General features: G+C 66.5%; 21 protein-coding genes. 12 read left to right on the forward strand and 9 right to left on the reverse strand.

All coding sequences use genetic code 11. The features are described 5' to 3' along the window. Nucleotides 1-38: 38 nt before the first annotated feature. Nucleotides 39-716: an endonuclease/exonuclease/phosphatase family protein gene (locus tag G3T36_RS08935; protein WP_163289458.1), complete on the reverse strand. Its 678-nt coding sequence runs from the start codon at nucleotides 714-716 to the stop codon at nucleotides 39-41. Between the two features lie 60 nt (nucleotides 717-776). On the opposite strand from G3T36_RS08935, the gene ligD reads away from it, so the two are divergent. The 4 genes from ligD (at nucleotide 777) to G3T36_RS08955 (ending at nucleotide 4,789) form a co-directional block, all read left to right on the forward strand. Continuing rightward, nucleotides 777-1,799 (forward strand): non-homologous end-joining DNA ligase, encoded by a 1,023-nt coding sequence (gene ligD / locus G3T36_RS08940; protein WP_193571053.1) that lies wholly within the window; start codon nucleotides 777-779, stop codon nucleotides 1,797-1,799. A 45-nt stretch (nucleotides 1,800-1,844) separates the two neighbouring features. Then, a complete protein-coding gene (locus tag G3T36_RS08945) occupies nucleotides 1,845-2,279 on the forward strand; it encodes an SRPBCC family protein (RefSeq protein ID WP_163289459.1) in 435 nt (144 codons plus the stop codon). 1 nt (nucleotide 2,280) lies between these two features. Then, nucleotides 2,281-2,646: a TfoX/Sxy family protein gene (locus tag G3T36_RS08950; protein ID WP_163289460.1), complete on the forward strand. Its 366-nt coding sequence runs from the start codon at nucleotides 2,281-2,283 to the stop codon at nucleotides 2,644-2,646. 127 nt (nucleotides 2,647-2,773) lie between these two features. Further along, nucleotides 2,774-4,789: a cell wall-binding repeat-containing protein gene (locus G3T36_RS08955; RefSeq protein WP_163289461.1), complete on the forward strand. Its 2,016-nt coding sequence runs from the start codon at nucleotides 2,774-2,776 to the stop codon at nucleotides 4,787-4,789. 34 nt (nucleotides 4,790-4,823) lie between these two features. Here the strand turns inward: G3T36_RS08955 and G3T36_RS08960 are convergent, their stop codons facing one another. The 3 genes from G3T36_RS08960 to G3T36_RS08970 all read right to left on the reverse strand — a co-directional run bounded on the left by G3T36_RS08960 (nucleotide 4,824) and on the right by G3T36_RS08970 (nucleotide 7,925). After that, nucleotides 4,824-5,876, reverse strand: a complete 1,053-nt coding sequence (locus G3T36_RS08960) for an ATP-dependent DNA ligase (RefSeq protein ID WP_163289462.1) — start codon at nucleotides 5,874-5,876, stop codon at nucleotides 4,824-4,826. 55 nt (nucleotides 5,877-5,931) lie between these two features. Further along, complete coding sequence (locus G3T36_RS08965; RefSeq protein ID WP_163289463.1) at nucleotides 5,932-6,777, reverse strand: NAD(P)-dependent oxidoreductase; 846 nt, start codon at nucleotides 6,775-6,777, stop codon at nucleotides 5,932-5,934. Between the two features lie 206 nt (nucleotides 6,778-6,983). Beyond that, a complete protein-coding gene (locus tag G3T36_RS08970) occupies nucleotides 6,984-7,925 on the reverse strand; it encodes a quinone oxidoreductase family protein (protein ID WP_163289464.1) in 942 nt (313 codons plus the stop codon). A 156-nt stretch (nucleotides 7,926-8,081) separates the two neighbouring features. Here G3T36_RS08970 and G3T36_RS08975 point away from each other — a divergent pair, with 156 nt between their 5' ends. The 6 genes from G3T36_RS08975 to G3T36_RS09000 all read left to right on the forward strand — a co-directional run bounded on the left by G3T36_RS08975 (nucleotide 8,082) and on the right by G3T36_RS09000 (nucleotide 11,921). Next, complete coding sequence (locus tag G3T36_RS08975) at nucleotides 8,082-8,417, forward strand: nuclear transport factor 2 family protein (protein ID WP_163289465.1); 336 nt, start codon at nucleotides 8,082-8,084, stop codon at nucleotides 8,415-8,417. 52 nt (nucleotides 8,418-8,469) lie between these two features. Beyond that, on the forward strand, nucleotides 8,470-9,048 hold the full coding sequence (locus G3T36_RS08980) for an HhH-GPD-type base excision DNA repair protein (RefSeq protein ID WP_163289466.1): 579 nt from the start codon (nucleotides 8,470-8,472) through the stop codon (nucleotides 9,046-9,048). A gap of 49 nt (nucleotides 9,049-9,097) precedes the next feature. Beyond that, nucleotides 9,098-9,535 (forward strand): hypothetical protein, encoded by a 438-nt coding sequence (locus G3T36_RS08985; RefSeq protein WP_163289467.1) that lies wholly within the window; start codon nucleotides 9,098-9,100, stop codon nucleotides 9,533-9,535. A gap of 52 nt (nucleotides 9,536-9,587) precedes the next feature. Then, nucleotides 9,588-10,037 carry an SRPBCC family protein gene (locus tag G3T36_RS08990; RefSeq protein ID WP_163289468.1) on the forward strand — a complete coding sequence of 150 codons (450 nt, stop codon included), beginning with the start codon at nucleotides 9,588-9,590 and terminating at the stop codon, nucleotides 10,035-10,037. 117 nt (nucleotides 10,038-10,154) lie between these two features. Further along, nucleotides 10,155-10,754: a DUF2510 domain-containing protein gene (locus G3T36_RS08995; RefSeq protein ID WP_163289469.1), complete on the forward strand. Its 600-nt coding sequence runs from the start codon at nucleotides 10,155-10,157 to the stop codon at nucleotides 10,752-10,754. An 84-nt stretch (nucleotides 10,755-10,838) separates the two neighbouring features. Then, nucleotides 10,839-11,921: a T6SS phospholipase effector Tle1-like catalytic domain-containing protein gene (locus G3T36_RS09000; protein WP_163289470.1), complete on the forward strand. Its 1,083-nt coding sequence runs from the start codon at nucleotides 10,839-10,841 to the stop codon at nucleotides 11,919-11,921. On the opposite strand, the gene G3T36_RS09005 is transcribed toward G3T36_RS09000, so the two are convergent. The 5 genes from G3T36_RS09005 to G3T36_RS09025 form a co-directional block, all read right to left on the reverse strand. Beyond that, nucleotides 11,908-13,308, reverse strand: a complete 1,401-nt coding sequence (locus G3T36_RS09005) for a ComEC/Rec2 family competence protein (protein ID WP_163289471.1) — start codon at nucleotides 13,306-13,308, stop codon at nucleotides 11,908-11,910. The two genes, G3T36_RS09000 and G3T36_RS09005, sit on opposite strands and share 14 nt — an antisense overlap. Beyond that, nucleotides 13,301-15,454: a gluzincin family metallopeptidase gene (locus tag G3T36_RS09010; RefSeq protein WP_163289472.1), complete on the reverse strand. Its 2,154-nt coding sequence runs from the start codon at nucleotides 15,452-15,454 to the stop codon at nucleotides 13,301-13,303. Before G3T36_RS09010 ends, G3T36_RS09005 begins: the two co-directional genes overlap by 8 nt. A gap of 1,262 nt (nucleotides 15,455-16,716) precedes the next feature. After that, a complete protein-coding gene (locus G3T36_RS09015; protein WP_163289473.1) occupies nucleotides 16,717-17,118 on the reverse strand; it encodes an NUDIX domain-containing protein in 402 nt (133 codons plus the stop codon). 94 nt (nucleotides 17,119-17,212) lie between these two features. Then, nucleotides 17,213-17,557 carry a DUF4190 domain-containing protein gene (locus G3T36_RS09020; protein WP_163289474.1) on the reverse strand — a complete coding sequence of 115 codons (345 nt, stop codon included), beginning with the start codon at nucleotides 17,555-17,557 and terminating at the stop codon, nucleotides 17,213-17,215. A gap of 66 nt (nucleotides 17,558-17,623) precedes the next feature. Then, nucleotides 17,624-17,938 (reverse strand): hypothetical protein, encoded by a 315-nt coding sequence (locus tag G3T36_RS09025; protein WP_163289475.1) that lies wholly within the window; start codon nucleotides 17,936-17,938, stop codon nucleotides 17,624-17,626. A 196-nt stretch (nucleotides 17,939-18,134) separates the two neighbouring features. On the opposite strand from G3T36_RS09025, the gene G3T36_RS09030 reads away from it, so the two are divergent. Then, nucleotides 18,135-18,428 (forward strand): hypothetical protein, encoded by a 294-nt coding sequence (locus tag G3T36_RS09030; protein WP_163289476.1) that lies wholly within the window; start codon nucleotides 18,135-18,137, stop codon nucleotides 18,426-18,428. A 62-nt stretch (nucleotides 18,429-18,490) separates the two neighbouring features. Next, nucleotides 18,491-21,949, forward strand: a complete 3,459-nt coding sequence (locus G3T36_RS09035) for a TM0106 family RecB-like putative nuclease (RefSeq protein WP_163289477.1) — start codon at nucleotides 18,491-18,493, stop codon at nucleotides 21,947-21,949. Nucleotides 21,950-22,144 lie beyond the last annotated feature (195 nt).

Consider the following 22,144-nt stretch of genomic DNA (forward strand, 5'->3'; position numbering starts at 1 on the left):
CCGCCGCGCACGTCCGGTCGAGAGCGGCGCCGCGCGGATCAGGCGGCGGCGGTGATGTGGGCGGCCAGCGAGATCGGCCGATGGTCGGAGGCCCCGGCGGGCAGCACATCCACTCGGTCGATACTGAACCCGGTCGACGTCACGAAGTCGAAGTACCCCGTGAAGAATTTGTAGCGCGCATAGGTCGGCTCGGTGCTGCGCATGAGTTCGTAGCCGGTCGTCGTGAGCCGGCGCTCCAGCCCCCGGATGAACCACGGATAGTTGAAGTCGCCGACCATCACCGCGGGCAGGTCGGCCGCGAGCGACCGCATCCCTTCGTGGGCGGCTGCGATCTGCTTGCGGCGCAGCGAATTGGATGCCGTCAGCGGCGCCGCGTGGAACGACCCGACCAGCACATCCTGCCCGCTCTCACGATCGACCAGGTGCGCGGCGAGCAGGCGTTCGTGCGCCGGAGCGAGCACCCGGTCGTGCATCGACTTGTGTACCGCGAAGACTTTCGTCGACCGGATGTCGTATCGCTCCGCGCTCGTGTAGATCGCCAGCCCGAGGCGGTTCGTCTTGGTGGAGTCGGCGAGCATGAGGTGGCCGAGCCGCTCGGGAAGCGCTTCGCTGTCGGCCTCCTGGAGGCACAGCACGTCGACGTCGTTCTCGTCGACGAGATCGGCGAGTTCCCCGCCGGCGGCATGTTTGCGCAGGTTGTAGCTGATGATCCTCATGACCGTGCCAGCCTACGACCGAACGGTGTGCAGAACATCCCCAGCGGGTACGGTTGTCGCATGGCGAGCGAAGCTGTTGTCCTGACGGTGAACGGTCCTTCCGGTGATCGCGAGGTGCGCATCTCCAGCCCGAGCCGCGTTCTCTGGCCCGACTTGGGGTTCACCAAGCTCGATCTCGCCAACTACCTGATCGCGGTGGGCGACGCCTTCGTCGCGGCCAACGGTGATCGCCCTCTGTCGCTGCAGCGCTTCCCGGAGGGCATCGACGGCGAACAGTTCTTCTCGAAGAACCCGCCCAAGGGCGCACCCGACTACGTGCGATCGGTGATGGTGATCTACCCGAGCGCCCGGTCGCATCCGCAGCTCATCATCGACGAGCCCGCTGCGGCCGTGTGGGCCGTGCAGATGAACACGATCGTGTTCCACCCGTGGCCGTCGCGGGCCGAGGACTCGGACAATCCCGACCAGCTGCGCATCGACCTGGACCCGCAGCCGGGCACGGATTTCGATGACGCGATCCCGGCCGCCATCGAACTGCGCAAGGTGCTCGCCGAGGCGGGACTGGAGGCGTTCATCAAGACCTCCGGCAACCGCGGCCTGCATGTGTTCGCGCCCATCGAACCGGTACGGGAGTTCCTGGATGTGCGCCACGCGGTCATCGCGGCTGCTCGCGAACTCGAGCGGCGGATGCCCGACAAAGTGACGACAGCATGGTGGAAGGAGGAGCGCGGGGAACGCATCTTCGTCGACTTCAACCAGGCGAACCGTGATCGCACGATGGCCGGCGCCTACAGTCCGCGCGCGCTCGCACATGCACCCGTCTCGACCCCGATCACCTGGGACGAGCTGGAGACCACCGACCCGAAGGCGTTCACCGTGCTGACCGTGCCGGACAGGCTGCGGACCGTCGGTGACCCGTGGGCCGATTTCGGCGCGAAGCCGGGAAACATCGACGAACTGCTCGGATGGTGGGCGCGCGATCTCGAGAATGGCCTCGGCGAGCTTCCGTTCCCGCCCGACTATCCCAAGATGCCGGGGGAGCCCCCGCGCGTGCAGCCGAGCCGCGCCCGCAAAGAAGCCTGAATCGAAGCACGAATCGAAGCACGAATCGAAGCACGAGGAGGACAGATGGCGCATTCCGCTGAGACCGTGACGGTGAACCGGACCATCGCCGAGGTGTTCGACTTTCTGGCCGATGGCATGAACGAACAGAAGTGGCGACCCGACGTCGTCTCGATCGAACACGTCGCAGGTACCGGCCCCGGAGTCGGGACGACCTACGCCCAGACGATGAAAGGTCCGGGCGGGCGCGCGATCAAAGGCGACTACCGCATCACCCGTTTCGAGGCGCCGACCCGGCTCGACTTCGAGACGATCGCCGGCCCCGCTCGGCCCGTCGGCTCGTTCGTGCTGCGGGAGATCGTGCCCGGCACGACCGAGGTCACCTTCACGATCGACCTCACCCCGAAGGGCGCGATGGTCCTGATGAAGGGGATGATCACCAAGCAGGTCGCCACCGAGGCCGCGAACATCCACAACGTGCCCGCGGCGATGGGGGCCTGACGTGCAGATCCCGAAACCGGGCGAGGAGACGAAGGCGCTCTTCCGGTCGGTCGTGCCGGAGGCGCCGGACGTCGAGGTCAAGCCGATGTTCGGCAACCTGGGCGCGTTCGTGCACGGCAACATGTTCGCCGGGCTGTTCGGCGACGTGATCGGGGTGCGCGTGCTCGACGACGTGACCCGCGACGAACTCGCAGCGGTGGACGGCACAGGCCCCTTCGGGCCCGCCGAGCGGCCGATGGGCGGTTATGTGGGCCTTCCGGCCGACTGGTCGGACAAGCCGGAGCTCATCACGCCGTGGATCGAACGGGCCCTGGCGAGCGTCTCCGAACTGCCGCCGAAGGTCGCGAAGCCGCGCAAGAAAGCCTGACCGCATCCGGTGCGTGAAGCGCCCCTGAAATTGGGGGTGACTGCACCGTCCACGGAAGCCTGCATTCATGCATAATTGCGTCAGAGCAGCGGACGCCCGTTCGCGCCATGGGTGAATGCGTGGAGAAATGCGCGAACAAACAAGCCTGTCCACCGATCGAACCCGGCGGGCGGGCGGTTCGCGCAAGCTCGTCGCTGCGCTGTCCGCCGTTGCCCTTGCCGGCATCGGGCTCGCGGCAGCGACCCCCGCATCCGCCACCGACTCGTACAAGGCGCCCACCTTCGGCGTGGGAAACAACCCCGGTGGCATCGCGTTCACCCCGGACGGCGCCAGGGCGGTCGTCGTGACCGCGCCCCCGGGCGCGATCGAAGGAAACCTCACGACCTACAACGCCACCACGCACGCCAAGCTGTGGGGGACGACCGTCGACGGCCAGGGAGCCAACGGTCTCGCGATCAGCCCGGACGGCACGATGGCACTTGTGGCCTACGCAAACGGAGCTGGGAATTCTGGTGGGCTGACCGTCGTCGACCTGGCGCACAACACCAATCTCGGCACGATCACCGGGACCGACCAGCTCTGGGATGTCGCGTTCACGCCTGACGGCTCGAAGGCGTACGCCATGGACTGGCCGGCCAATAGCTCGACCGGCTCTGTAGCGGTCGTCAATCCGGCCACACGCAGCGTGGTCGACTATATCCCCGTGAGCGGGATTCCGTTCGATGTCGTGTTCAGCCCGGACAGTTCGCTTGCCTATGTCGTGTCCGCCTTCAACGGCAATGGTGCGGGACTGATCACCGTCATCAACGTCGGAGCCGGCACCGTGCAGACCACGATTCCGATCGGGGCGGGGTCTGACGGCATCGCCATCACGCCGGACGGCTCCACGCTTTTTGCTACGAATTCCGGTGACGCGGTTCACCCCGGAACCGTCTCGGTGGTGTCGACCTCGCAGAACAAGGTCCTGTCGACCATCGCCAACGTCGGCGTCGGCCCATTCGCCGTCAAGGTCTCACCGGACGGCTCGCAGGCGTGGGTGCTCAACTGGAACGGCGGCACCGTTGCGGTGATCGATGCCTCCTCGAAGGCTGTCGTCAACCGGTACGCCGTGAGCGGTGGCGGACCATGGAGTTTAGTCTTCTCCCCCAATGGCAAGCAGGCTTGGGTCACGATCGACGGCGACGACTCTCATATCACAGGTAGCGTGGCAGTCTTCGACGTGAAGTCGGCACGCTGGAACCCGACGGTCGCCCGGATCTCAGGGACGGACCGCTACCAGACCTCGGTGCAGGTCGCGCAGAAGGCGTTCCCGACGGCCGCGCCCGTCGTGTTCGTCGCAACCGGCACCGGTTTCGCGGATGCGCTTGCTGCGGCTGCTCCGGCGGCGAAGCTCGGCGGCCCCCTGCTTCTCACGGATCCCAACCGCCTTCCGGCCAGCGTCAAGGCCGAGATCACGACTCTGCACCCGTCGACGATCTACATCGTCGGTGGGACGGGCGCGATCTCGACGGCGGTCGAACAGCAGTTGAAGCCGCTGGCGGCAACGGTCACCCGGGTGGCGGGCACCGACCGGTTCGATACCGCGCGCCAGGTGATCAACGTCGCCTTCCCGACATCGACACCCATGACGAAGGTGTACGTCGCGACCGGGATGAACTTCCCGGATGCCCTGTCGGCATCCGCTGCGGCCGGAGCTGCCGGCCTCCCGGTGCTCCTGGTGAACGGAACGAAGTCGTCGCTCGACACCGCGACGACCAACTTCCTGACCGCGCACGGCGCGAACGCCTTCACGGTCATCGGCGGCCCGAACGTGGTCTCGGCCGGCATTGCGACCCAGCTCGGCGCATCCGGACCCGTCAACCGCATCTTCGGCGCCGACCGCTACACCACCTCGCAGCTGATCAACTCGGACGCGTTCACCTCCGGCACGGCCGCCTACTTCGCGACCGGCACCTCGTTCGCGGATGCGCTTTCCGGCGCCGTCCTCGCAGCCGTGAAGGGCTCGCCGCTCTACGTCGTCAACCCGGTCTGTGTACCCGACGGCTCGGAGGCCGACCTCGCCGGCCGCGGCGTCAGCGCCGTCACGCTGATCGGCGGCACGGGCGCACTGAGCCCCGCCGTCGCCGCGATGCACAACTGCTGAGGATGCGGGGGGTCGCCGACCTGCGACCCCCGCCTCAGCTGATGACCTGGCTCAGGTCGTAGGCGATCGGGCGGTCCAGCTGCGCGAATGTGCACGACGTGGGCTCGCGGTCGGGGCGCCAGCGGTCGAACTGGGCGGTGTGCCGGAAGCGCATCCCCTCCATCTGGTCGTACCGCACCTCGACGACACGCTCGGGCCGCAGGCGAACGAATGAGACGTCCTTGCTGGACGAGAAACGGCTCCGCTCGCCTTCGCCTTTGACGATCTCACCGTCGGCGTCCCGCTCGACGAGCGGGTCGAGCTCGTCGATCAGCTCGAGCCGGCGCGCATCGCTGAACGCTGACGCACCACCGACACTCCGCAACTGGCCGTCGTCGTCGTACAGCCCGAGCAGCAGCGAGCCGACGCCGCGACCGCTCGAATGGATGCGGTACCCGATCACGACGACATCCGCCGTCCGATGGTGCTTGATCTTCAGCATCACCCGCTTGTTGGGCGCGTACGCCGACGCCAGCGGCTTCGCCACGACGCCGTCGAGGCCCGCACCCTCGAACTCGACGAGCCAGCGGCGCGCGAGGTCCACATCCGTCGTCGTCCGGGTCAGGTGCAGCGGATGCGGCAACGGGCCGATCAGTCGCTCGAGTTCCGCGCGGCGCTCGGCGAATGGGACGCCGGTCAGGTTCCGGTCACCGTCGGCGAGCAGGTCGAACGCCACGAACATCGCCGGCGTCTCGACCGCGAGCTTCTGCACGCGGCTGTCGGCGGGGTGGATGCGCTGCGAGAGGGCCTCCCAGTCGAGCCGCTCACTGCCGCTCGCTCCTGTGGGCACGACGATCTCGCCGTCGAGGACGCACGGTCCCGGCAGGAGCCGGGCGAACGCATCCGTCAGCTCCGGAAAATAGCGCGTGAGCATTTTAGAGCCGCGGCTGCCGATCTCGACCTTCTCGCCGTCGAAGTAGACGATGGCGCGGAAGCCGTCCCACTTCGGTTCGAAACTGAGGCCGCCGGCGACGCTCTCCTGGTCGGGGACCGCATCCACCGCCTTGGCGAGCATCGGCGCGACAGGGGACGAGACCGAAGGTTCCATGGCTCGATCTTGCCGCAGCCGGGTCGGCCGCGCCAGCGGAGCGGCGCGGAGAGGCTCAGGCGTCGGGCTCGGCCAGCGCGGCGATGTCCTTCTCGCCGCGGCCGTCGCGGGACGCATCCTCGAGCGCCTCATGAACTGTTGAGACAGCCGGCAGCGGCACGCGGCTGCTGGCGATCATCAGCCGAGTGTCCTTGAGCAGGAGGTCGATGGAGAACTGCGTGTCATCGAACGAGCGGTCACGGATGATGTCGCCCTTGCTCGCGGCGAGCGGCGCCAGCGTGGTCAATGACAGCGCCGACAGCACGTCATCGGTGCTCAGGTCGTTCGAGTGGCCGAGCCGGAGGGCTTCGACGACGCCCTCCATCGAGACGGCCAGCGCAAGGTTGGCGATCAGCTTGCCGGTGGCCGCCTTCGGAGCGGTGTCCACGATCCGGAGCTTGTCGGGGTCCGCCCAGACGGCGACGATCCCTGCCGCTTCCTTCGCCGCATCCGGTGCCCCTCCGACCAGGACGGCGAGCCGCCCGGCCCGCGCGGGAGCCAGGGAGCCGATCACGGGGGAGTGCACGTATCGCACCTCCGCATCCGCCGCCCAGGCCGCGAACGAGGCCGCATCGGCGGGCGCGACAGTGGTCACGTCGATCCACAGTGCCGACGGCGCGAACGGCAGACCGGCGTCGAGGATCACCTCGCGTACGGCTTCCGGGCCGAACAGGGCCGACACCACGACTTCGGCGCCGGCGACGGCTTCGGCGGCGCTCCCGGCGACGGTCGCGCCACGTGCTCCCGCGTCTTCCGCGGCCGGAGCGCTGCGGTTCCAGACCGTCACCTCGTGTCCGGCATCGATCAGGTGGACAACGAGTTCGCGGCCCATCCGCCCCAGCCCGATGAATGAGATCTTCATGATCAGCCTCCCGCCCCCATTCCACGCCCAATCACACTGCGCTCACAACCCACTTTCCCGCCCCCGCGCCTCGCGAGTTGGCACTCGTGGTTGTTCTGGCCACCGCGAAGCAGCCACGAGTGCCAAGTCGCCGGCCAGCGAGCCGAGGCCAGCGAGCCGAGGCCAGCGAGCCGAGGCCAGCGAGCCGGGGTCGCCCCGAGAGAAGCTCAGGGGACGAGCACGACCTTGCCGGTGACCGCGCCCGACTCGATGTCGCGATGGGCGGCAGCCACCTCGTCGAGCGGATACACGTGCGCGACGTCGATGGTGAACTCACCGCGCTCCAGCAGGCCGGCCACCACCTGGTACGCCTCGGCGCGCAACGCCTGCTCCTCGGGCGTCAGCGGCACTGGGCTGCCGCCCGCCCAGGCGCGGATCCCCAGGTCGGCGGCGCGCGCGCCCGCGGCGATCGTGCCGATGTGCGAACGATCCGGCACGAGTTCGAAGGATGCGTCGAGCGCCTCGTCCGTGCCCACCGCGTCGAACACCACATCCACTCCGCCCGGTGCGAGAGCGCGCACGCGCTCGGCCAGACCGGGACCGTACGTCGTCGGTATCGCGCCGAGGTCGCGCATCCGCTGCTGGTTCGCTTCGCTGCCGGTCGCGATCACCGTCGCACCCCACGCGACCGCGAACTGGATGGCGGCGCTCCCGACGGCGCCCGACCCCGCATGCACCAGAAGCGTCGTGCCTTCGCCCACCTCCAGCGACTTCAGTACCTGGTAGGCGGTGCTCACCGGCGTTCCGAGGGCTGCCGCCTGCTCCCAGGTGATGGATGCGGGCTTGCGCACCAGCTGGGCGGCGGATGCGACCACCTGCGTCGCATCCGCACCGTGCGCACCGCGAACGATCACCTCGTCGCCCGGCGCCCACCCGGACACGGCCGAGCCCACTTCGAGGATGACGCCTGCCGCATCCGAGCCGAGCCGCCTCGGCCCGTTGAATGGCGCCGGCCGCTCGCCCGAACGCAGCTTCAGGTCGATGGGATTGATGCCGGCGGCCTTGACCTCCACGAGCACCTGATCATCGGACGGCGTCGGGTCCGGCACCTCGACAACCTCGAGGACCTCCGGTCCGCCGACCTTCTCGTATTGCACGACACGCGCCATGATGCTCTCCGTTTCCGTAGACCTATCCCCATGCTGACAACCCGAGGGGGTCTCTGAATAGTCCGAGATCGGCGAATCGTCCGAAATCGGCGAACCACGTGGCGACTCGCGCGCTGCCTCCCCTTTTTCGGCGGTTCTGTGACCCACACTGGGTTCATGCGCATCCATGTCCCCGAGGGCGTGCCGGCGGTGGTGAGCGAAGCCATCGAGGCGGCGAACGCTCACGACACCGAGCGGTTCCTCGACGCCTTCGCGGCGACGGGGACTGTCGACGACTGGGGGCGCGTGTTCACGGGACGTGACGAGATCCGCGGATGGAGCGACCGGGAGTTCATCGGACTGCAGGTCACGCTCGACGACCTGGTCTTCGTGGAGATCCCCGATGGAGTCGCCGTGCGAGCGCGCGTCGGCGGCGGTGGGTTCAACGGCCCATCGACGTTCACGTTCCTGGTCTCCGGCGACTCGATCGACCGGATGAGCATCACCGCCTAAGCATCACAGCCTGGCGGTCGCGGCCAGCGGTTCGCGGTGCCACGATGGATGAATGGCCCACGACCTTCACATCACCGGCGACGCCGAAGCGGATGCTCTCCTGTCCACCGACCCGCTCGCACTCCTGATCGGCATGCTGCTCGATCAGCAGATCCCGATGGAGACCGCGTTCTCCGGTCCTGCGAAGCTCCGCGACCGGATGGGCGGCCACCTCGATGCCTCGACGATCGCGTCGTACGACCCGGACGCCTTCCTCGCCATCATGAAGCAGCCGCCGTCGGTGCACCGTTTCCCGGGGTCCATGGCTGGGCGCATCCAGTCGATGTGTGCTGCCCTGGTGGCGGATTGGGGAGGCGACGCCGCTGCGATCTGGACGCAGGGCGATCCCGACGGCGCCGAGGTGCTCGAGCGGCTGAAGTCGCTGCCCGGGTTCGGCGAGCAGAAGGCGAAGATCTTCCTCGCGCTGCTCGGCAAGCAGTGGGGCGTCGCGGCTTCCGGCTGGCAGGACGCCTCCGCACCGTACGGCGAGACCGGCTCGTACCGGTCGGTCGCCGACATCGTCGACCCGGAATCGCTCACGCGGGTGCGCGAGTTCAAGCGTGCCGCGAAGGCGGCGGCGAAGAACGGATGAGGTCCGTGCACCCTTCCGCCCGCATCCTGTCGGCAGTACCATCGGCCACATGACCAGCCCGCTCGCGCACCTGAACGCCTCCGACTGCGACGAGGAGGACCTCGAAGCCCCCCTCGGCAACCTGTACAGCTACTTCGACGGAGAACGCTGGGTCGACGGAGTGGCCACCGGCGTGCGCCCGAAGAGCGACCTCGACGATTCGGCGATGGTGCAGATCGACCACCGCGACTGGTACCCGGCCGCCGACCTTCGTGAGTCCAGCCACTACACGGCGGTCCTGGTGAACCCGGACGGCACCATCTACCGGGAGTCGATCGAGTCGCTGGCGGGCGGCAGACCCGCCCCGGCCATCCGCGACATCGGCACCTACGGAGCAGACAACCTCGCTGCCGAGTTCACACTGGAGAACAAGTCGTGGGAGCCGGGCGGCCGCGTCCTCTACCGGTATGTCGGCTCGGCCGACCTCGGCCCGTCCGCCGAGGACTGAAGATCCGGGTCGCAGGGCGGTCGGGCGTGCTGAGTCGCCGGGATCCGTGGCGATGAGATCCACGAGGACGATCACGACCGACGTCGCGCGACCGCCGGCGGAGGTGTTCGCGCTGCTGGCCGACCTTCCCGGCTTCCCGCGGTGGCTCGACCCGTCGAGCACCTACCGCGCGACCGTCCAGGTGTCGGATGACCCGATCGTGAAAGGCACGACGTACACGGATGAGGTCCAGGGCATGCGCCTGCACGGGACGGTCCGCGAATACGAGCCCGACCACCTTCTCGTCTTCCATCAGGCGCGCACGGACGGCAAGCTCGCGATCACGATCCGTTACGAACTGGCGCCGGTCGCCGGCGGCACGCGCGTCGTGCGCACCGGGGAGATCGTCACCAGCGGGTTTCTCGCGGCCGTGCATCCGATCGTCGTGAGAACGACCGTGAGAGAGAACGAGCGGATGATGAAACGGCTGAAGGAGTACCTCGAGGGCGGCACGGTCGCGTGACCGGCCGGCGCGGCGGGGTTGGCCGGCGAGCTGGGGTTGGCCCGCGCTCTGGGGCTCGTGGCAGGGATGCGCGCCTCACTAACCTGTGGATGCCCTGAGTCCGACGAAAGGCTCCGCATGACCGACGCCCGCGCTCCCGAAGCCGGCTGGTATCCCGACCCCACCGGGGGTCTGGGCCAGCGCTGGTGGACGGGACTCTCGTGGAGCGACCACACGCGGCAGCCGTCACCGGGCATCGCAGAGATCATCTCGTCGGGCGACGAGGGCGCAGGTCTCGAAGCCGGACGCGCGAATCGCGGCGATGAGGGCGATGAGGACGATGAGGACGACGAGGATGACGATTATCTCCCGCTCAGGGGCCGTCGGCCGGGCGCGGATGTCGTCGGCCGAAGGCACCTGCGCAACGTGCTCGCCTACCGCAGCCTCAACCTCGGGGCGACGTCGGCCATGCTGTTCGTCGTCACCGTCGTGCTCGCCGACCTGGCCTGGCGGATGCCTCCGTTCGGCGCGGTGGGATGGGTCGCCGTCGCGTTCTCCCTCATCGGCACCGGTGTCGCAGTCGCGGCGATCCTCTTCGCGGCCGTCAGCTTCTTCCGCGTCCCGACCTACCGTGGCCTCGGGCCCGGCCTGACCGGGCTCGCCTTCGGCCTCGTCTTCACCTTCTCGATCCCGCTGGCCGGCCTCGCCCTGCAGCTCGTGCTCGCCACGTTCGGCTGAGCGCGCGAGCCTCTAGCCACCGCGGGCACGGCCCCGCTACCGTGTATCCCAACCGTGCTGCACGGCGACCTGCGGAGGTGTCCGATGGGCAAGAACCTGGTGATCTGTCTCGACGGAACAGGCGCTCAGCCGCGCGCGACAGGCGACTCGAACGTCATCAAAGTGTTCTCGATGCTCGACCTGAGCGATCCGGACAAGCAGATCGCGTACTACGACCCCGGCGTCGGTACGTTCGCATCTGCCGCATCCTGGAGCGTCGTCGCCCGCGCCCTGTCGCGGCTCGGCGGTCTCGCGTTCGGCAACGGCCTGCGCCAGAACCTGGGCGAGGCGTACACCTGGCTCATGCAGGAGTGGAACCCCGGCGACCGCATCTACCTGTTCGGGTTCAGCCGCGGCGCCTACACGGCGCGCGCACTGTCGGGGATGCTCCGCACCATCGGCCTGCTGTATCCCGGCTCGGAGAACCTCGTCCCGTACGCGGTCGCCGAGTTCGCCCGCCGGCGCGGCGACGACAAGGACCACTGGGCCGACATCGACGAGTTCTCGGGCAACTTCTCCCGCAAGGTCACCCGCGATCGGACGACCGTGCCCATCGCCTACCTGGGTGCCTTCGACACCGTGAAGGCGGCCGGTCTCCTGAAATGGGACATCAAGTGGCCGTACACGCGGAAGCTCGTGAACGACGCCCGCGTGCGTCACGCCGTGTCGATCGACGAGAAGCGCAGGCCGTTCCGCGAATATCTCGTGACCCCGACCGACGATTCCCGCCTCGAGGAGGTCTGGTTCGCTGGTGTCCACACGGATGTCGGCGGAACGTTCCCCGACGACCCGCGCCTCTCGACCGTCTCGCTCAAGTGGATCGTCGAGGGAGCGATCGAAGAAGGGATGCTCGTCGAACCCGCCGCGTACGCGAAAGCCTGCGCGGTGAGCGCGGACAACGTCAACGGGATCATCCACACGAACCCGTGGATCTACAAGATCCTCATCGACCGCAAGCGGCCGATCCCGGCGGATGCGGTCCTGCATTCGAGCGTGCGCGCCCGCATCGAGGGTGCCGGTCTCTACGCACCGCACCTGACCCAGACCCCACAGTGGGCCGACCCCACCTGGGAGACCCTGATGGTGCTTCCCGCCCAGCCTGCGCCGGCGTCGCCTACGGCACCGTGAACGTCACCTGACTCCACAGCTGCCCGGGGCCGACCTCGATCTGCGGAGTATCGGCGACCGGAGCATCCGCCCTGATCAGGTGCACCTTGTGTTCGGCGAGCGCCGCGAGCAGCTCCGCTTTCGGAATCGTGTCCGCCCATTTCTTGACGAGCCCCCACGGCAGCATCGCGTAGGCGCCGTCGCCGAGCACCGATTCCACGAACGATTTCGGCGTCGCGTTGTGCGACCCGTGGTGGCCGATCTTGTAGAACGCCACGTTGCTCACCAGCTCGCGGGACGCCGCATCGTCGAGCACGTGCTCCCACGCCCCCTCCTGGGAGTCGCCGACGAACAGCAGTCGCGTCCCCGCCACGTCGAGCACGAAATACACGCTCGTGTTGTTGACGGAGCGTTCGAGCACAGCAGCCGCGCCGAGCAGCGCCTCGTCGCTCGTCGCAAGCTGCGACAGGCGAAGGGATGCGCGCGCCTTGGTGAGCTCAGCCGGGAGCTCGTCGTGTTCGTCATCGGGAACCACGTAGATCGCCGGGAACAGCGCGGGCGTGTCGTCATCGTCGAGTCCCTGGTCGGGGTCGAGTTGCAGCCACTCCGCCGACGCGGGTGGGTTCATGAGCGACAGCTGCTTCGGGTCGCGGGAGGGCCCGAGGATGTGGATGCTCACCCCGTCGATCGGCGTCGGGAGGACGTTCTTCGCCGGGTCGCGGTCGGGCGCGAAGAAGATGTCGTGCGTCGGCTCCAGGAAGTGCTGGCCGTTCCGGTGCAGCAGCCGGTCGGTGGCCGCCGCGTTGCCCATCGAGTTGATCGCGAACGAATTGGCCAGCGAGAGAGCATCCGTGAAGCCGTTGCCGCGGCGTTCCCGTCGCTTGGCGGTCGCCTCGATGATCCCGTTCAGTTTCGTCGCCGTCGACACGAGCGAGTTGCGCAGCGCCTGCGCGTCCTTGTCGGCCGTGTCCTCGACGAACGGGACGATCACCTCGCCGACATCGACCGACTCCCAGTCGGGGACCGCGAAGCCGGTGATGTGGTCCTGGTGGTGATGGGTTGCGACGACGACGTCCAAGCGCGGGGGAGTGCCCGTCGGCGTGACCTCGGCGAGGTCGGCGATGACCGCCTTCACGACCTCGGCGATCGTGCGGGACACGCCGTCCACCTTTGCGCGGCCCTGGCTGTGGACGCCGCAGTCCACGAGCATCCGCCAGACCTGGTCGCCCCGGCTCACGGTCACGACGAAGCAGTCGCCGAAGCCGACGTTGTACATGCGGACCGAGACGGTGGTCTCCGTTTTTGTCGTGGCGGTAGGCGTTGCCTCGGTGCCCGGGCTTGTCGTGCTGGCAGTCGCATCGGCGGCGGTCGCCGCAGCTGCCGTCGTCACAGCGGTGGCTTCAGACATGACCCGCCCCCTGCCCGCGGTGGCGGTGCGCATGGCGCGCCTTCCGCGCCGCCGCCTGTTTCGCGTCGATCAGCAACTGCAGTTCCTGGTCGGCGTGGAGTTGCGCGAAGGTGAGCCGCAGCTGCGACGGCTGGTCCGTCCAGGCGGCCAGCGCATCCGCCGAGGTGACCTGGTCGCTCCAGTTCTGCAGCCCCTTGGCGCGCTTCTGCCCGATCTCGTTGCAGGATTGCGCGAACGCCTGGACCTCATCCGCGAACGGATGCCCTTCGAACGTCTGCGGGTCGTCCAGCGCCTTCGCGTTCACGAGCGGCAGCGGTTTCAGCACGAGGTGTACGACCTCGCCGTCGACCCGTGCGATCACCGTGGTCCCTGAGCGGATGGGCACCCGCTTGTCGCGCGGAAGGTTCTGGTCTTCGAGCTCTTCGTGACGTTGAGCGAATTGTGCCACCACGATCGGGCGCGGCTGCAGGTCGGACGCCTGCACGTACACCGCGTGGACTCCGACGAGTTCCAGTCTCAGGTCGGGGTCGAGACCGAGTTCGTGAGCGTGCGCCTTGCCCCAGGCGAGCAGGTCCACAGCTGTCGTGGAGTTGTGTTCGGCCGACGGAGCCTCAGGTGGAGCATCCGCGTCGATCGACACGACTTCGGGGTCGTCGTCTTCCGCACTCAACACCATCGTCGACGCCTCCCCGTAGGTGTCGAGGTTGCGGGTGGCGTCTTCGATGAGCGGTGCGAGGTCGACCCGGTGGTCGCCGACCGTGAGGCTGAGCGGCGCGGGAGGCGTCGGCCAGACCAGCGAAGCCTCCGCGAGGGAGGAGACTGCCGGCGGGTAGATGCCCCGGCGGCGGAGCGCCTCGACGAGGTTCGTGCGGAGGTGCAACGCGTCGTCGGGGTAGAGCGCGCGGTCGGCCGTAACGATGCCGCGCACCACATCCCCGAAGGTCACATCGACGACCGGCAGGTATTCGAAGGCGCGCACGACCATCCCGAGCAGCCGGTCCGCGTTGCGGATGGCTTCGACCGTCACGCGCTTGACCAGGTCGGGCGGGAGCGCCCCAGGGGGCAGCACGCCTGTGCCGCCGGTCGCGATGCGGCGCAGGTCCGAGATCTGTTCGATGTAGGTGTCGAGGTAGGCGTCGAAGACCGCCGCCACGAAGCAGGATCCGCGTTCGTGCGGTTCGGTCGCGTTGAGGAACTGTTTCGGCGTGCGCGGCGACCCGAGCGCCGAGCGTAGCGCAGCGCCACGCCCCGTGGATTCGCCGAACTCGAGGGCCAGGTCGAGCAGTGCCGAGCCCTTCTTGAGCTCACCACGCGAGTTGGCGACCGCCTCGGAGACCACTTCGGGAAACAGGAAGTGGTGGAACAGCGCGACCAGGTCGGCGAACGCCTCATGCCACGCGAACACGTCCGGGTTGGTCGCCTCGGAGAAATACTTGCGGATGCGGTGCACGATCGCGTGCGTCACCTCATGTGCGACCACATCGACACTCAGGCACGTGAACATCACCTGGCCCGGCAGGTTCGCTCCCGGGTCGCGCTCGTCGGCGCGGTAGTAGCCGAAGAGCACCGCGCGACGCTCAGGGTCGAAGAACGCGTTGCGGTCTTCGAAGGCGTGGGGCACGATCCGCAGCTCCCGGCCGCCGCGCCACCGGAACCGCCGCCCCCCGAACCGCTCGAACCGCTCGATCACACTCATCGCCACGGCGTACACGACCTGCTGGTGCGTGCGCGGATCGGATTCGGAAGGAGTCAACCCGCTCTGCGCGAGGATCGACGGATCGTTCAGATCGACCGGCCGGTACCAGACGTCGTGAGCCGCATCGAAGTCGACCACCTGGATGAGCTCACCCGACGGCCCCGGGTCGAGCCCCCGTTCGAACGGGATGTCCAGGGTGAGGAACCGGCCCGAGAGCCGCGTCGACATCGGGTCGAAAGCGTAGGTGCGGAGGAGCCGTCGGTTGGGAAGGCGGATCGGTGGGGTGTTGCGGGGGCGTTGTGGGGGTTCGGCTGCGGTCTTCGCACGGGCTTTCGCGGGTGGATGCGCGTGCTCGTGTTCGTGCACGGGTTTCTGTTCCCGTTCCGGTGGCTCCGCTTCGGCGCCGTCGACTGTGTGGTTTGCCGCGTCGTCGAGAGTTGAATCCCCCATGATGCCCTCTTCCGCTCATCCTCAGCCGTGAGTGTTGCTCAAGAAGTGCTGTCTCGATCATGGCGCGGGTCCAAGGGTTTTGGGAAGGAGGGAACGAGTGTGGCCTTGAGTGTTGGCGCCTGTGACCGCCGCCGGAGCGGGCAGTTGCGCACTAGTCGGGTGGCTCCGGACACGCGATCTGGGGGTCGAGTTAGCGGTGCAAGGGGATTAGCGTCACAATTGCTTGCATTTTTCGAGGCCCGGTGGCGTCTGCCAGATCGAGCCCAGCGGATCCGGATGCAGCAGAGAGCCATCCAATGTCTAACGACATACAGTCAACAAACTTCTGGTGGGTAAATCAGGGTCAAACGTACGCGGATGAACTCCGCCTTGGAGTTCTCTGGGCGCCGATTGCGACATCAGAAGGTCGCCGTTTCGGGCACTGGGACGCTCTGGATGAAGCAAGCATTGGCGACCTCGTTTTCCACTACGCAAACGGCTACCTGAGAGCAATTAGCGTGGTGCAACTATCCTCACGGCCGGCAAAGACGCCGTTCGACAATCGTCCTTGGGACGACGCCGGACGAGAAGTTCGGACTACCTATTTCGAACTTGATGTTCCTATCCCGCTCGCTTCAATCCCGGAATCGGTCCGGCTCGCAAAGAGCTACGCAGGAAGTCCGTTTGATCGAAACGGAGACGTCAAGCAGGGGTACTTCTTCGGCCTATCGGGCCGCGATGGCATGGAACTCCTTGAGCATCTGGGATTGGATGATGTTTCTACAGACGTAACGGGATCCGATAGCGCGACGGTAGATGTTCGACTCCTCGGGGATGGCCCCACTGATGCGACCCGCATTCGAAAAATTCGACTCGAACAGCGTGCGATTCGACTCCTTTTACTCAAGGGCTCGTTGCAGTCCGAGTGTGCAATCTGCGGTGAGACTTACCCGTCGAATCTTTTGGCTGCCGCCCACATCAAGCCGAGATACGCGTGCTCGGAGTCCGAGCGTCGAGATCTCGCCGTGATTATGGCCGCGTGTCTTTTCGGTTGTGACGCCTTGTACGAAGGTGGACTCATTCATGTCGACTCGATGGGGTTAGTACAACAAACTCGTGGGTCGACAACTACCGCACCCGTTTCGTCGAGGATTGGGGCGATCGCTGGGAGGCAGGTTTCCGCATACTCGCAAAAGTCAGCGAAGTACTTTGCTTGGCATCGAACTCACGTCGCGGGAGTCAAGTAGTCGAGTCCCACTCAAGCCGGGTGCGTCCGGGGCGGACTACATCTGTTTGGTTCTAACAAGCGCGTTGACGGTCGGCATGTCAGGGGCTGCCCAATCAAGCTGCGCAAGATCCGAAATCGGCAGCCACCGTAGCTCGTCGTGATCCGTGCTCGAGGTCGGCGCGGGTCCAATAGTGATCGCGCGATACGACGCCAGATCGATGGACAGATCGCCCACTCGAGTTTCGGTCCTGCTGATGCGATCGCCGAGCTCAATCTCGACACCAAGCTCCTCGCGGATTTCGCGAATCAGCGCGGCCTCTGGGGACTCATCGGGTTCAACTTTGCCGCCGGGGAATTCCCACTTACCCCCAGCAGACTTCAGCGGGGAGCGTTTGCACGCCAGGATCAGATTCTCTGAGGCAATGACTGCCGCAACAACTTGAATGGGCTGGTTCACCCGATCTCGTCTCATTCGATGTCGCTCAGCAAGGTGCGACTCAAACCTACTCAAACATTGAGCCCGACACGATTGCTCGACATTGAGATTCGACCTACTGCGTGGAGGAAGACGCCCCGAGCGCAGCGACAACCGCGAACCCGATCATGACGAGGGGAATCGGCAACAGCCCACAGATCACTGCAGTGATCGCCTCACCACGCCTGTAGCCATTGTTGCGTTTTGCGGTGCCAAGACCGATACAGCCGAAGATCACTCCAAGGAGCGCGGGCAGCCAGCATAGGAAAATTCCCACTATCGGAATGAGGGAAAGCACCGTGCCTACGATTCCGAGCACCATCCCAGCAATAGCCAACCCGTTGCTCGGAGGCTTGGGCGCATACTGCACGTACACCATCTGGGAGGGCTGCTGCCCGTTCGGGCCGTATCGAAAGCTCATTTGTTTAGCGTTCCAGCGACCGGCTTGCTCGTGCAGCCCCAACCCAGGGGCCCCGGGCTTGGCGCTTTAGCCGAACTGTCGGCTGATGGCCCAGGCAAACCATGCCGCGCCCACTATGCCGAGAACGATTCCCACAATGGCGGTGCCGCGCCCTGTGACACGACTGCGACCATCCAGCTCATGCGATTTGGCAAGCCCAATAGCGGCGAACATAATTCCGAGAATGCTCAGGATCGCAAATGGGTTGATAAGAAAAGCGACGAGGGAGAGCACACAACCTGTGTAGGCGAGGGAGTTGTGCCGGCGAACGAGTTTGTCCTTCTCGCGGTGGGTGAGCTTTGAGTCATCCGCGCCGATTGCCGAGGCGTAATGATTCCCCATCGGAACATACAAAGGGTCAAGAACCTCGGTCGCAGTGGGAACAACAGTTGGGGCAGGGCGTGGGAAGTGCCTATGGATCGGGTAGAGGAACTAACAGTGCCATCGGTCATTGAATGCAAGCATTGCGTTCGTTATGTAAATCCAGCAGGCTGGACACATACTGCGCCGCACACCGATAGCCGAGAGGTTTCCACTTATGAATTCCCGGCTTTTCGGATTTGTCGCCATGAGTTTCGCAGGAGCTATTGGCGGTGTAATCGGAGCACAGGATGCAGAGCATCCCATCTGGTTAACCGTGCTGCTCTATGCCGGGTTAGCGGTCGTGATCATGGCGGCGCGTGTCGGCACTTGGGTGCTCAAGAACGACCAGCGTTGGGAAGCGCAGCTCACAGTCTCGCGGTCGCACCGGCTTCGTCTGCCTCCGCTTCGCCGCGGCAAGAGCAAGCCGACTAACGGAACCCGCGTCGAGTATGGCAGACAAGTCGACTAGCACTGTCACACCCTCCCGATACGCTCGAGTCAGCGAGCAACATCGCAGCGAAAGGGGGTCGCGTGTTCATTCTCGACGGCAGCGTCGTCACCAGCGCCAGTGACCTCACCGAAGCGTCGAAGTGCGAGTTCGCCTTCCTCCGCAAACTCGACGTCAAGCTCGGCCGCATCGACAAGCTCGACGTTCCCGAAGACCCGATGTACGTGCGCACCAGCCGGCTCGGCGACGAACACGAAGCCCGGGTCCTCGTCCGTTACAAACAAGAACATGGCGCGAAAACCGTCGAGATCGCACGCCCCGACAGCCCCCTTACGGCCGACAACCTGGCCCAAGCCGTCGCCGCCACCCGCCAGGCCTTCGCCGACCAGGCCGAGGTCGTCTTCCAGGCCACCTTCTTCGACGGCAGCTTCCTCGGGTTCGCCGACTTCATCGTCCGCCAGCCCGACGGCAGCTACCAGGTGCAGGACACCAAACTCGCCCGCAGCGCACGCGTCACGGCCCTCCTGCAGCTCGCCGCCTACGCCGAACAACTCGAACACCTAGGGGTCCGCGTCGCACCCACGGTCGAGCTCCTCCTCGGCGACGGCACGATCAGCGTGCACCGCCTCGACGACATCGCGCCGGTGTACCGCAAGCGGCGCCAGCGACTTCTCCGAATCGTGCAAGAACGCCTCGAAGACACCCAGGCGGTGCAATGGGGCGACCCGCGCTACATGGTGGACGGCCGCTGTGAGGAGTGCGATGCCGAGATCCAGGCATCCCGCGACGTCCTTCTGGTAGCCGGGATGCGCGTGACGCAACGCGCGCGCCTTGCGGCAGAGGGCATCCTGACCATCGACGACCTCGCGACCACCGACCTCACACACGTCAACGGCATCGCGGATGGAACCCTCGCCTCGCTCAAGACACAGGCGAGGTTGCAGAGGGATGCGCGCACCGACGAGCCGCCGCCCGTGGTCCTCTACGACCCATCCGCTCTCGCCGTACTCCCGACGCCCAGCCCCGGAGACATCTTCTTTGACTTCGAAGGCGACCCGCTCTACACCGAAGGCCCGGGGGAGCGCTGGGGGCTCGACTACCTATTCGGCTCCATCGACGTCGAGGAAGACTTCACCGCGTTCTGGGCGCACGACTTCGGCGAAGAGCGGGAGGCGTTGCGCGCGTTCCTCGACTGGCTCGGCGAACGCCGCCGCCGCTACCCGGACTTGCACGTGTACCACTACGCGGCATATGAGCGCACCCACCTGCTCGCCCTAGCTGCCCGCCATGGCGTTGGCGAGGCCGAAGTCGACCAGCTGCTGCGCGAAAACGTGCTCGTCGACCTGTACGCGATCGTGCGAAAAGCGCTGCGCGTGGGGTCGCGGTCTTACTCCATCAAGAAGCTCGAACCCCTCTACATGGGCGACCAGCTCCGCGAAGGTGAAGTGCAGAACGCGGCCGCATCGATCACCGAATACGCGGATGCGCGCGACCTCATCGCCACCGGCGACATCGCCGAAGGGCAGCGGATGCTCGACTCCATCGCCGACTACAACCGCTACGACTGCGTGTCCACCCTCCGCCTCCGCGACTACCTCCTCGCGCACGCAGCCCGCTCCGGCATCCCGGTCGGCCAACTGGCGCCCGACAATGCCGACATCGAGCTGGAACCGTCACCGATCAGGGACGGACTCCTGGCGTTGGCAGGCAACCCCCTCGACCCCGACCGCACCTACGACCAGCGCGCTCTCGCGTTCGCAGCGGCCGCGATCGACTACCACCGGCGCGAGAACAAGACGTTCTGGCAAGAACACTTCACCCGCCTCGTGCAGCCGCTCGACGAATGGGGCGACACGCGCGACGCGCTCATCGTCGAATCCGCGGTGGTCGTGCGCGACTGGTACCGCGACAACGGCCAACGAACAGAGCGGCGTGAACTGCGGCTCCGAGGGCAATGGGGACCAGGCTCGAACCCGAAGGCAAGCGACCAGGCCGGCCCCTATCTGCTGTATGAATACCCCGGACCCTTCGCCAACCCGACCGCCGAGCCAGGAGCGCGAACCTACAAGGCCGTCCGAATCGTTGAGGTCGAAGACGACGGGTCGGTGATCGTCGAAGAGACGCTGCAGCGAGACGTGGAGCCCTACTCTGTGCTGCCGAGCGCGCTGACGCCGGCGAGCCCGCCACGCGCAGACCGGCTCATCGAAGCCATCGACGAGTGGGGGAGTGTGCTGCTCGCGGCGCAGACCGAAATCGCCGGGCCGGAGTGGCCGCGTGACCCGATGGTCGACATCCTCCGTCGTGTCCCGCCGCGGACCCGCACTGGAGCACTGCCCCCGCCCGGTCCCGACCTGGTGCCCTCCGTCGTCGGCAGCCTGCTCGGGCTCGAACGGTCCTATCTCGCCGTTCAGGGCCCACCCGGAACCGGCAAAACGTACCTCGGCGCCCACGTGATCGCCGACCTGGTCGCCAAACACCAGTGGAAGATCGGCGTCGTCGCCCAATCCCATAGCGTGGTCGAACACCTGCTCGACGCTGTCGTGCGTGCCGGACTCGACCCGCGACTGGTCGGCAAAGTGCCGAAAGCGGATGCCGCCAGCGCCACCCCTTCGTACACAGCACTGGAAAAGGACGGTCAGCTCCTCTTCGCACTCGAGCGGCGTGAGGTCGGCTACGTCATCGGCGGCACCGGCTGGGATTTCGCGAACGCCGCCCGTATCCCGCGCAAAAGCCTCGACCTGCTTGTCGTCGACGAGGCCGGGCAGTTCTCGCTGGCGTCGACCATCTCCGCCAGCGTCGCCGCGCGCAATCTGCTGCTTCTCGGCGACCCGCAGCAGCTGCCCCAGGTCAGCCAGGGAACACATCCAGAGCCCGTCGACGGCTCCGCACTCGGCTGGGTCAGCGAAGGACACGACGTGCTGCCGCCCGAACTCGGATACTTCCTTGCGGAAAGCCGGCGGATGCACCCTGCGTTGACCGTTCCCGTCTCGCAGCTCTCGTACGAAGGCAAGCTGAGCTCACAACTCGAGGCGTCAGAGCGGATCCTCGATGGCGTCGAGCCCGGACTCCACGTCGTTCCGGTCGAACACTGGGGCAACGCGACCGAATCGCCGGAAGAAGCCGCGGTCGTCGTCGAGCTCGTCCGGTCGGTGCTCGGCTCACAGTGGACCGACCCGTCGTCCGGACGGTTCAGAGAACCGCTGACAGAATCCGACGTGATCGTGGTCACGCCGTACAACGCCCAGCTCGCGATGGTGCACGAAGCGCTAGAGGATGCGGAACTCGGCGCCGTCCGCGTCGGGACCGTCGACAAGTTCCAGGGCCAGGAAGCGGCGATCGCGATCGTCTCACTCGCTGCGTCGTCGGCGCTGGACGTTCCGCGCGGGATGTCGTTCCTCATCATGAAGAATCGCCTCAACGTCGCGATCTCGCGTGCGAAATGGGCAGCATTCCTTGTCTATTCGCCCGAGCTGACGGAGTACCTGCCGATCAGACCCGAAGGTGTAGCGGAGCTGAGCGCGTTCATCCGCCTCGTCGAATAGTCAAGGGACAAGCGCCGTTACGCTTCAGCAGCCTCGGCTATGCCGAGATCCTTGTCTGCCCAATACCGGCCCAGAAATGCGAAACCGACGCCGTCCGCCACGGCAACAATCAGCCAACCCCACCACGGAAGGACCGTCGGCCAGAGCCACACGACGGCACATAAGACCGCGGACTCTCCCCAAGTGATCACCTTT

The sequence above is a fragment of the Leifsonia tongyongensis genome, assembly GCF_010686705.1.
GTDB lineage: Bacteria > Actinomycetota > Actinomycetes > Actinomycetales > Microbacteriaceae > Diaminobutyricibacter > Diaminobutyricibacter tongyongensis.

What these genes read in the sequence shown, in the direction of transcription:
- G3T36_RS08995 (WP_163289469.1), top strand. Translation starts at nt 10,155, where the DNA reads ATGACCGACGCCCGCGCTCCCGAAGCCGGCTGGTATCCCGACCCCACC.
- G3T36_RS08990 (WP_163289468.1), top strand. Translation starts at nt 9,588, where the DNA reads ATGAGATCCACGAGGACGATCACGACCGACGTCGCGCGACCGCCGGCG.
- G3T36_RS09010 (WP_163289472.1), bottom strand. Translation starts at nt 15,454, where the DNA reads ATGGGGGATTCAACTCTCGACGACGCGGCAAACCACACAGTCGACGGC.
- G3T36_RS08935 (WP_163289458.1), bottom strand. Translation starts at nt 716, where the DNA reads ATGAGGATCATCAGCTACAACCTGCGCAAACATGCCGCCGGCGGGGAA.
- G3T36_RS08975 (WP_163289465.1), top strand. Translation starts at nt 8,082, where the DNA reads ATGCGCATCCATGTCCCCGAGGGCGTGCCGGCGGTGGTGAGCGAAGCC.
- G3T36_RS08970 (WP_163289464.1), bottom strand. Translation starts at nt 7,925, where the DNA reads ATGGCGCGTGTCGTGCAATACGAGAAGGTCGGCGGACCGGAGGTCCTC.
- G3T36_RS09025 (WP_163289475.1), bottom strand. Translation starts at nt 17,938, where the DNA reads ATGGGGAATCATTACGCCTCGGCAATCGGCGCGGATGACTCAAAGCTC.
- ligD (WP_193571053.1), top strand. Translation starts at nt 777, where the DNA reads ATGGCGAGCGAAGCTGTTGTCCTGACGGTGAACGGTCCTTCCGGTGAT.
- G3T36_RS08960 (WP_163289462.1), bottom strand. Translation starts at nt 5,876, where the DNA reads ATGGAACCTTCGGTCTCGTCCCCTGTCGCGCCGATGCTCGCCAAGGCG.
- G3T36_RS08980 (WP_163289466.1), top strand. Translation starts at nt 8,470, where the DNA reads ATGGCCCACGACCTTCACATCACCGGCGACGCCGAAGCGGATGCTCTC.
- G3T36_RS09030 (WP_163289476.1), top strand. Translation starts at nt 18,135, where the DNA reads ATGAATTCCCGGCTTTTCGGATTTGTCGCCATGAGTTTCGCAGGAGCT.
- G3T36_RS09005 (WP_163289471.1), bottom strand. Translation starts at nt 13,308, where the DNA reads ATGTCTGAAGCCACCGCTGTGACGACGGCAGCTGCGGCGACCGCCGCC.
- G3T36_RS08985 (WP_163289467.1), top strand. Translation starts at nt 9,098, where the DNA reads ATGACCAGCCCGCTCGCGCACCTGAACGCCTCCGACTGCGACGAGGAG.
- G3T36_RS08955 (WP_163289461.1), top strand. Translation starts at nt 2,774, where the DNA reads ATGCGCGAACAAACAAGCCTGTCCACCGATCGAACCCGGCGGGCGGGC.
- G3T36_RS09020 (WP_163289474.1), bottom strand. Translation starts at nt 17,557, where the DNA reads ATGAGCTTTCGATACGGCCCGAACGGGCAGCAGCCCTCCCAGATGGTG.
- G3T36_RS08965 (WP_163289463.1), bottom strand. Translation starts at nt 6,777, where the DNA reads ATGAAGATCTCATTCATCGGGCTGGGGCGGATGGGCCGCGAACTCGTT.
- G3T36_RS09000 (WP_163289470.1), top strand. Translation starts at nt 10,839, where the DNA reads ATGGGCAAGAACCTGGTGATCTGTCTCGACGGAACAGGCGCTCAGCCG.
- G3T36_RS08945 (WP_163289459.1), top strand. Translation starts at nt 1,845, where the DNA reads ATGGCGCATTCCGCTGAGACCGTGACGGTGAACCGGACCATCGCCGAG.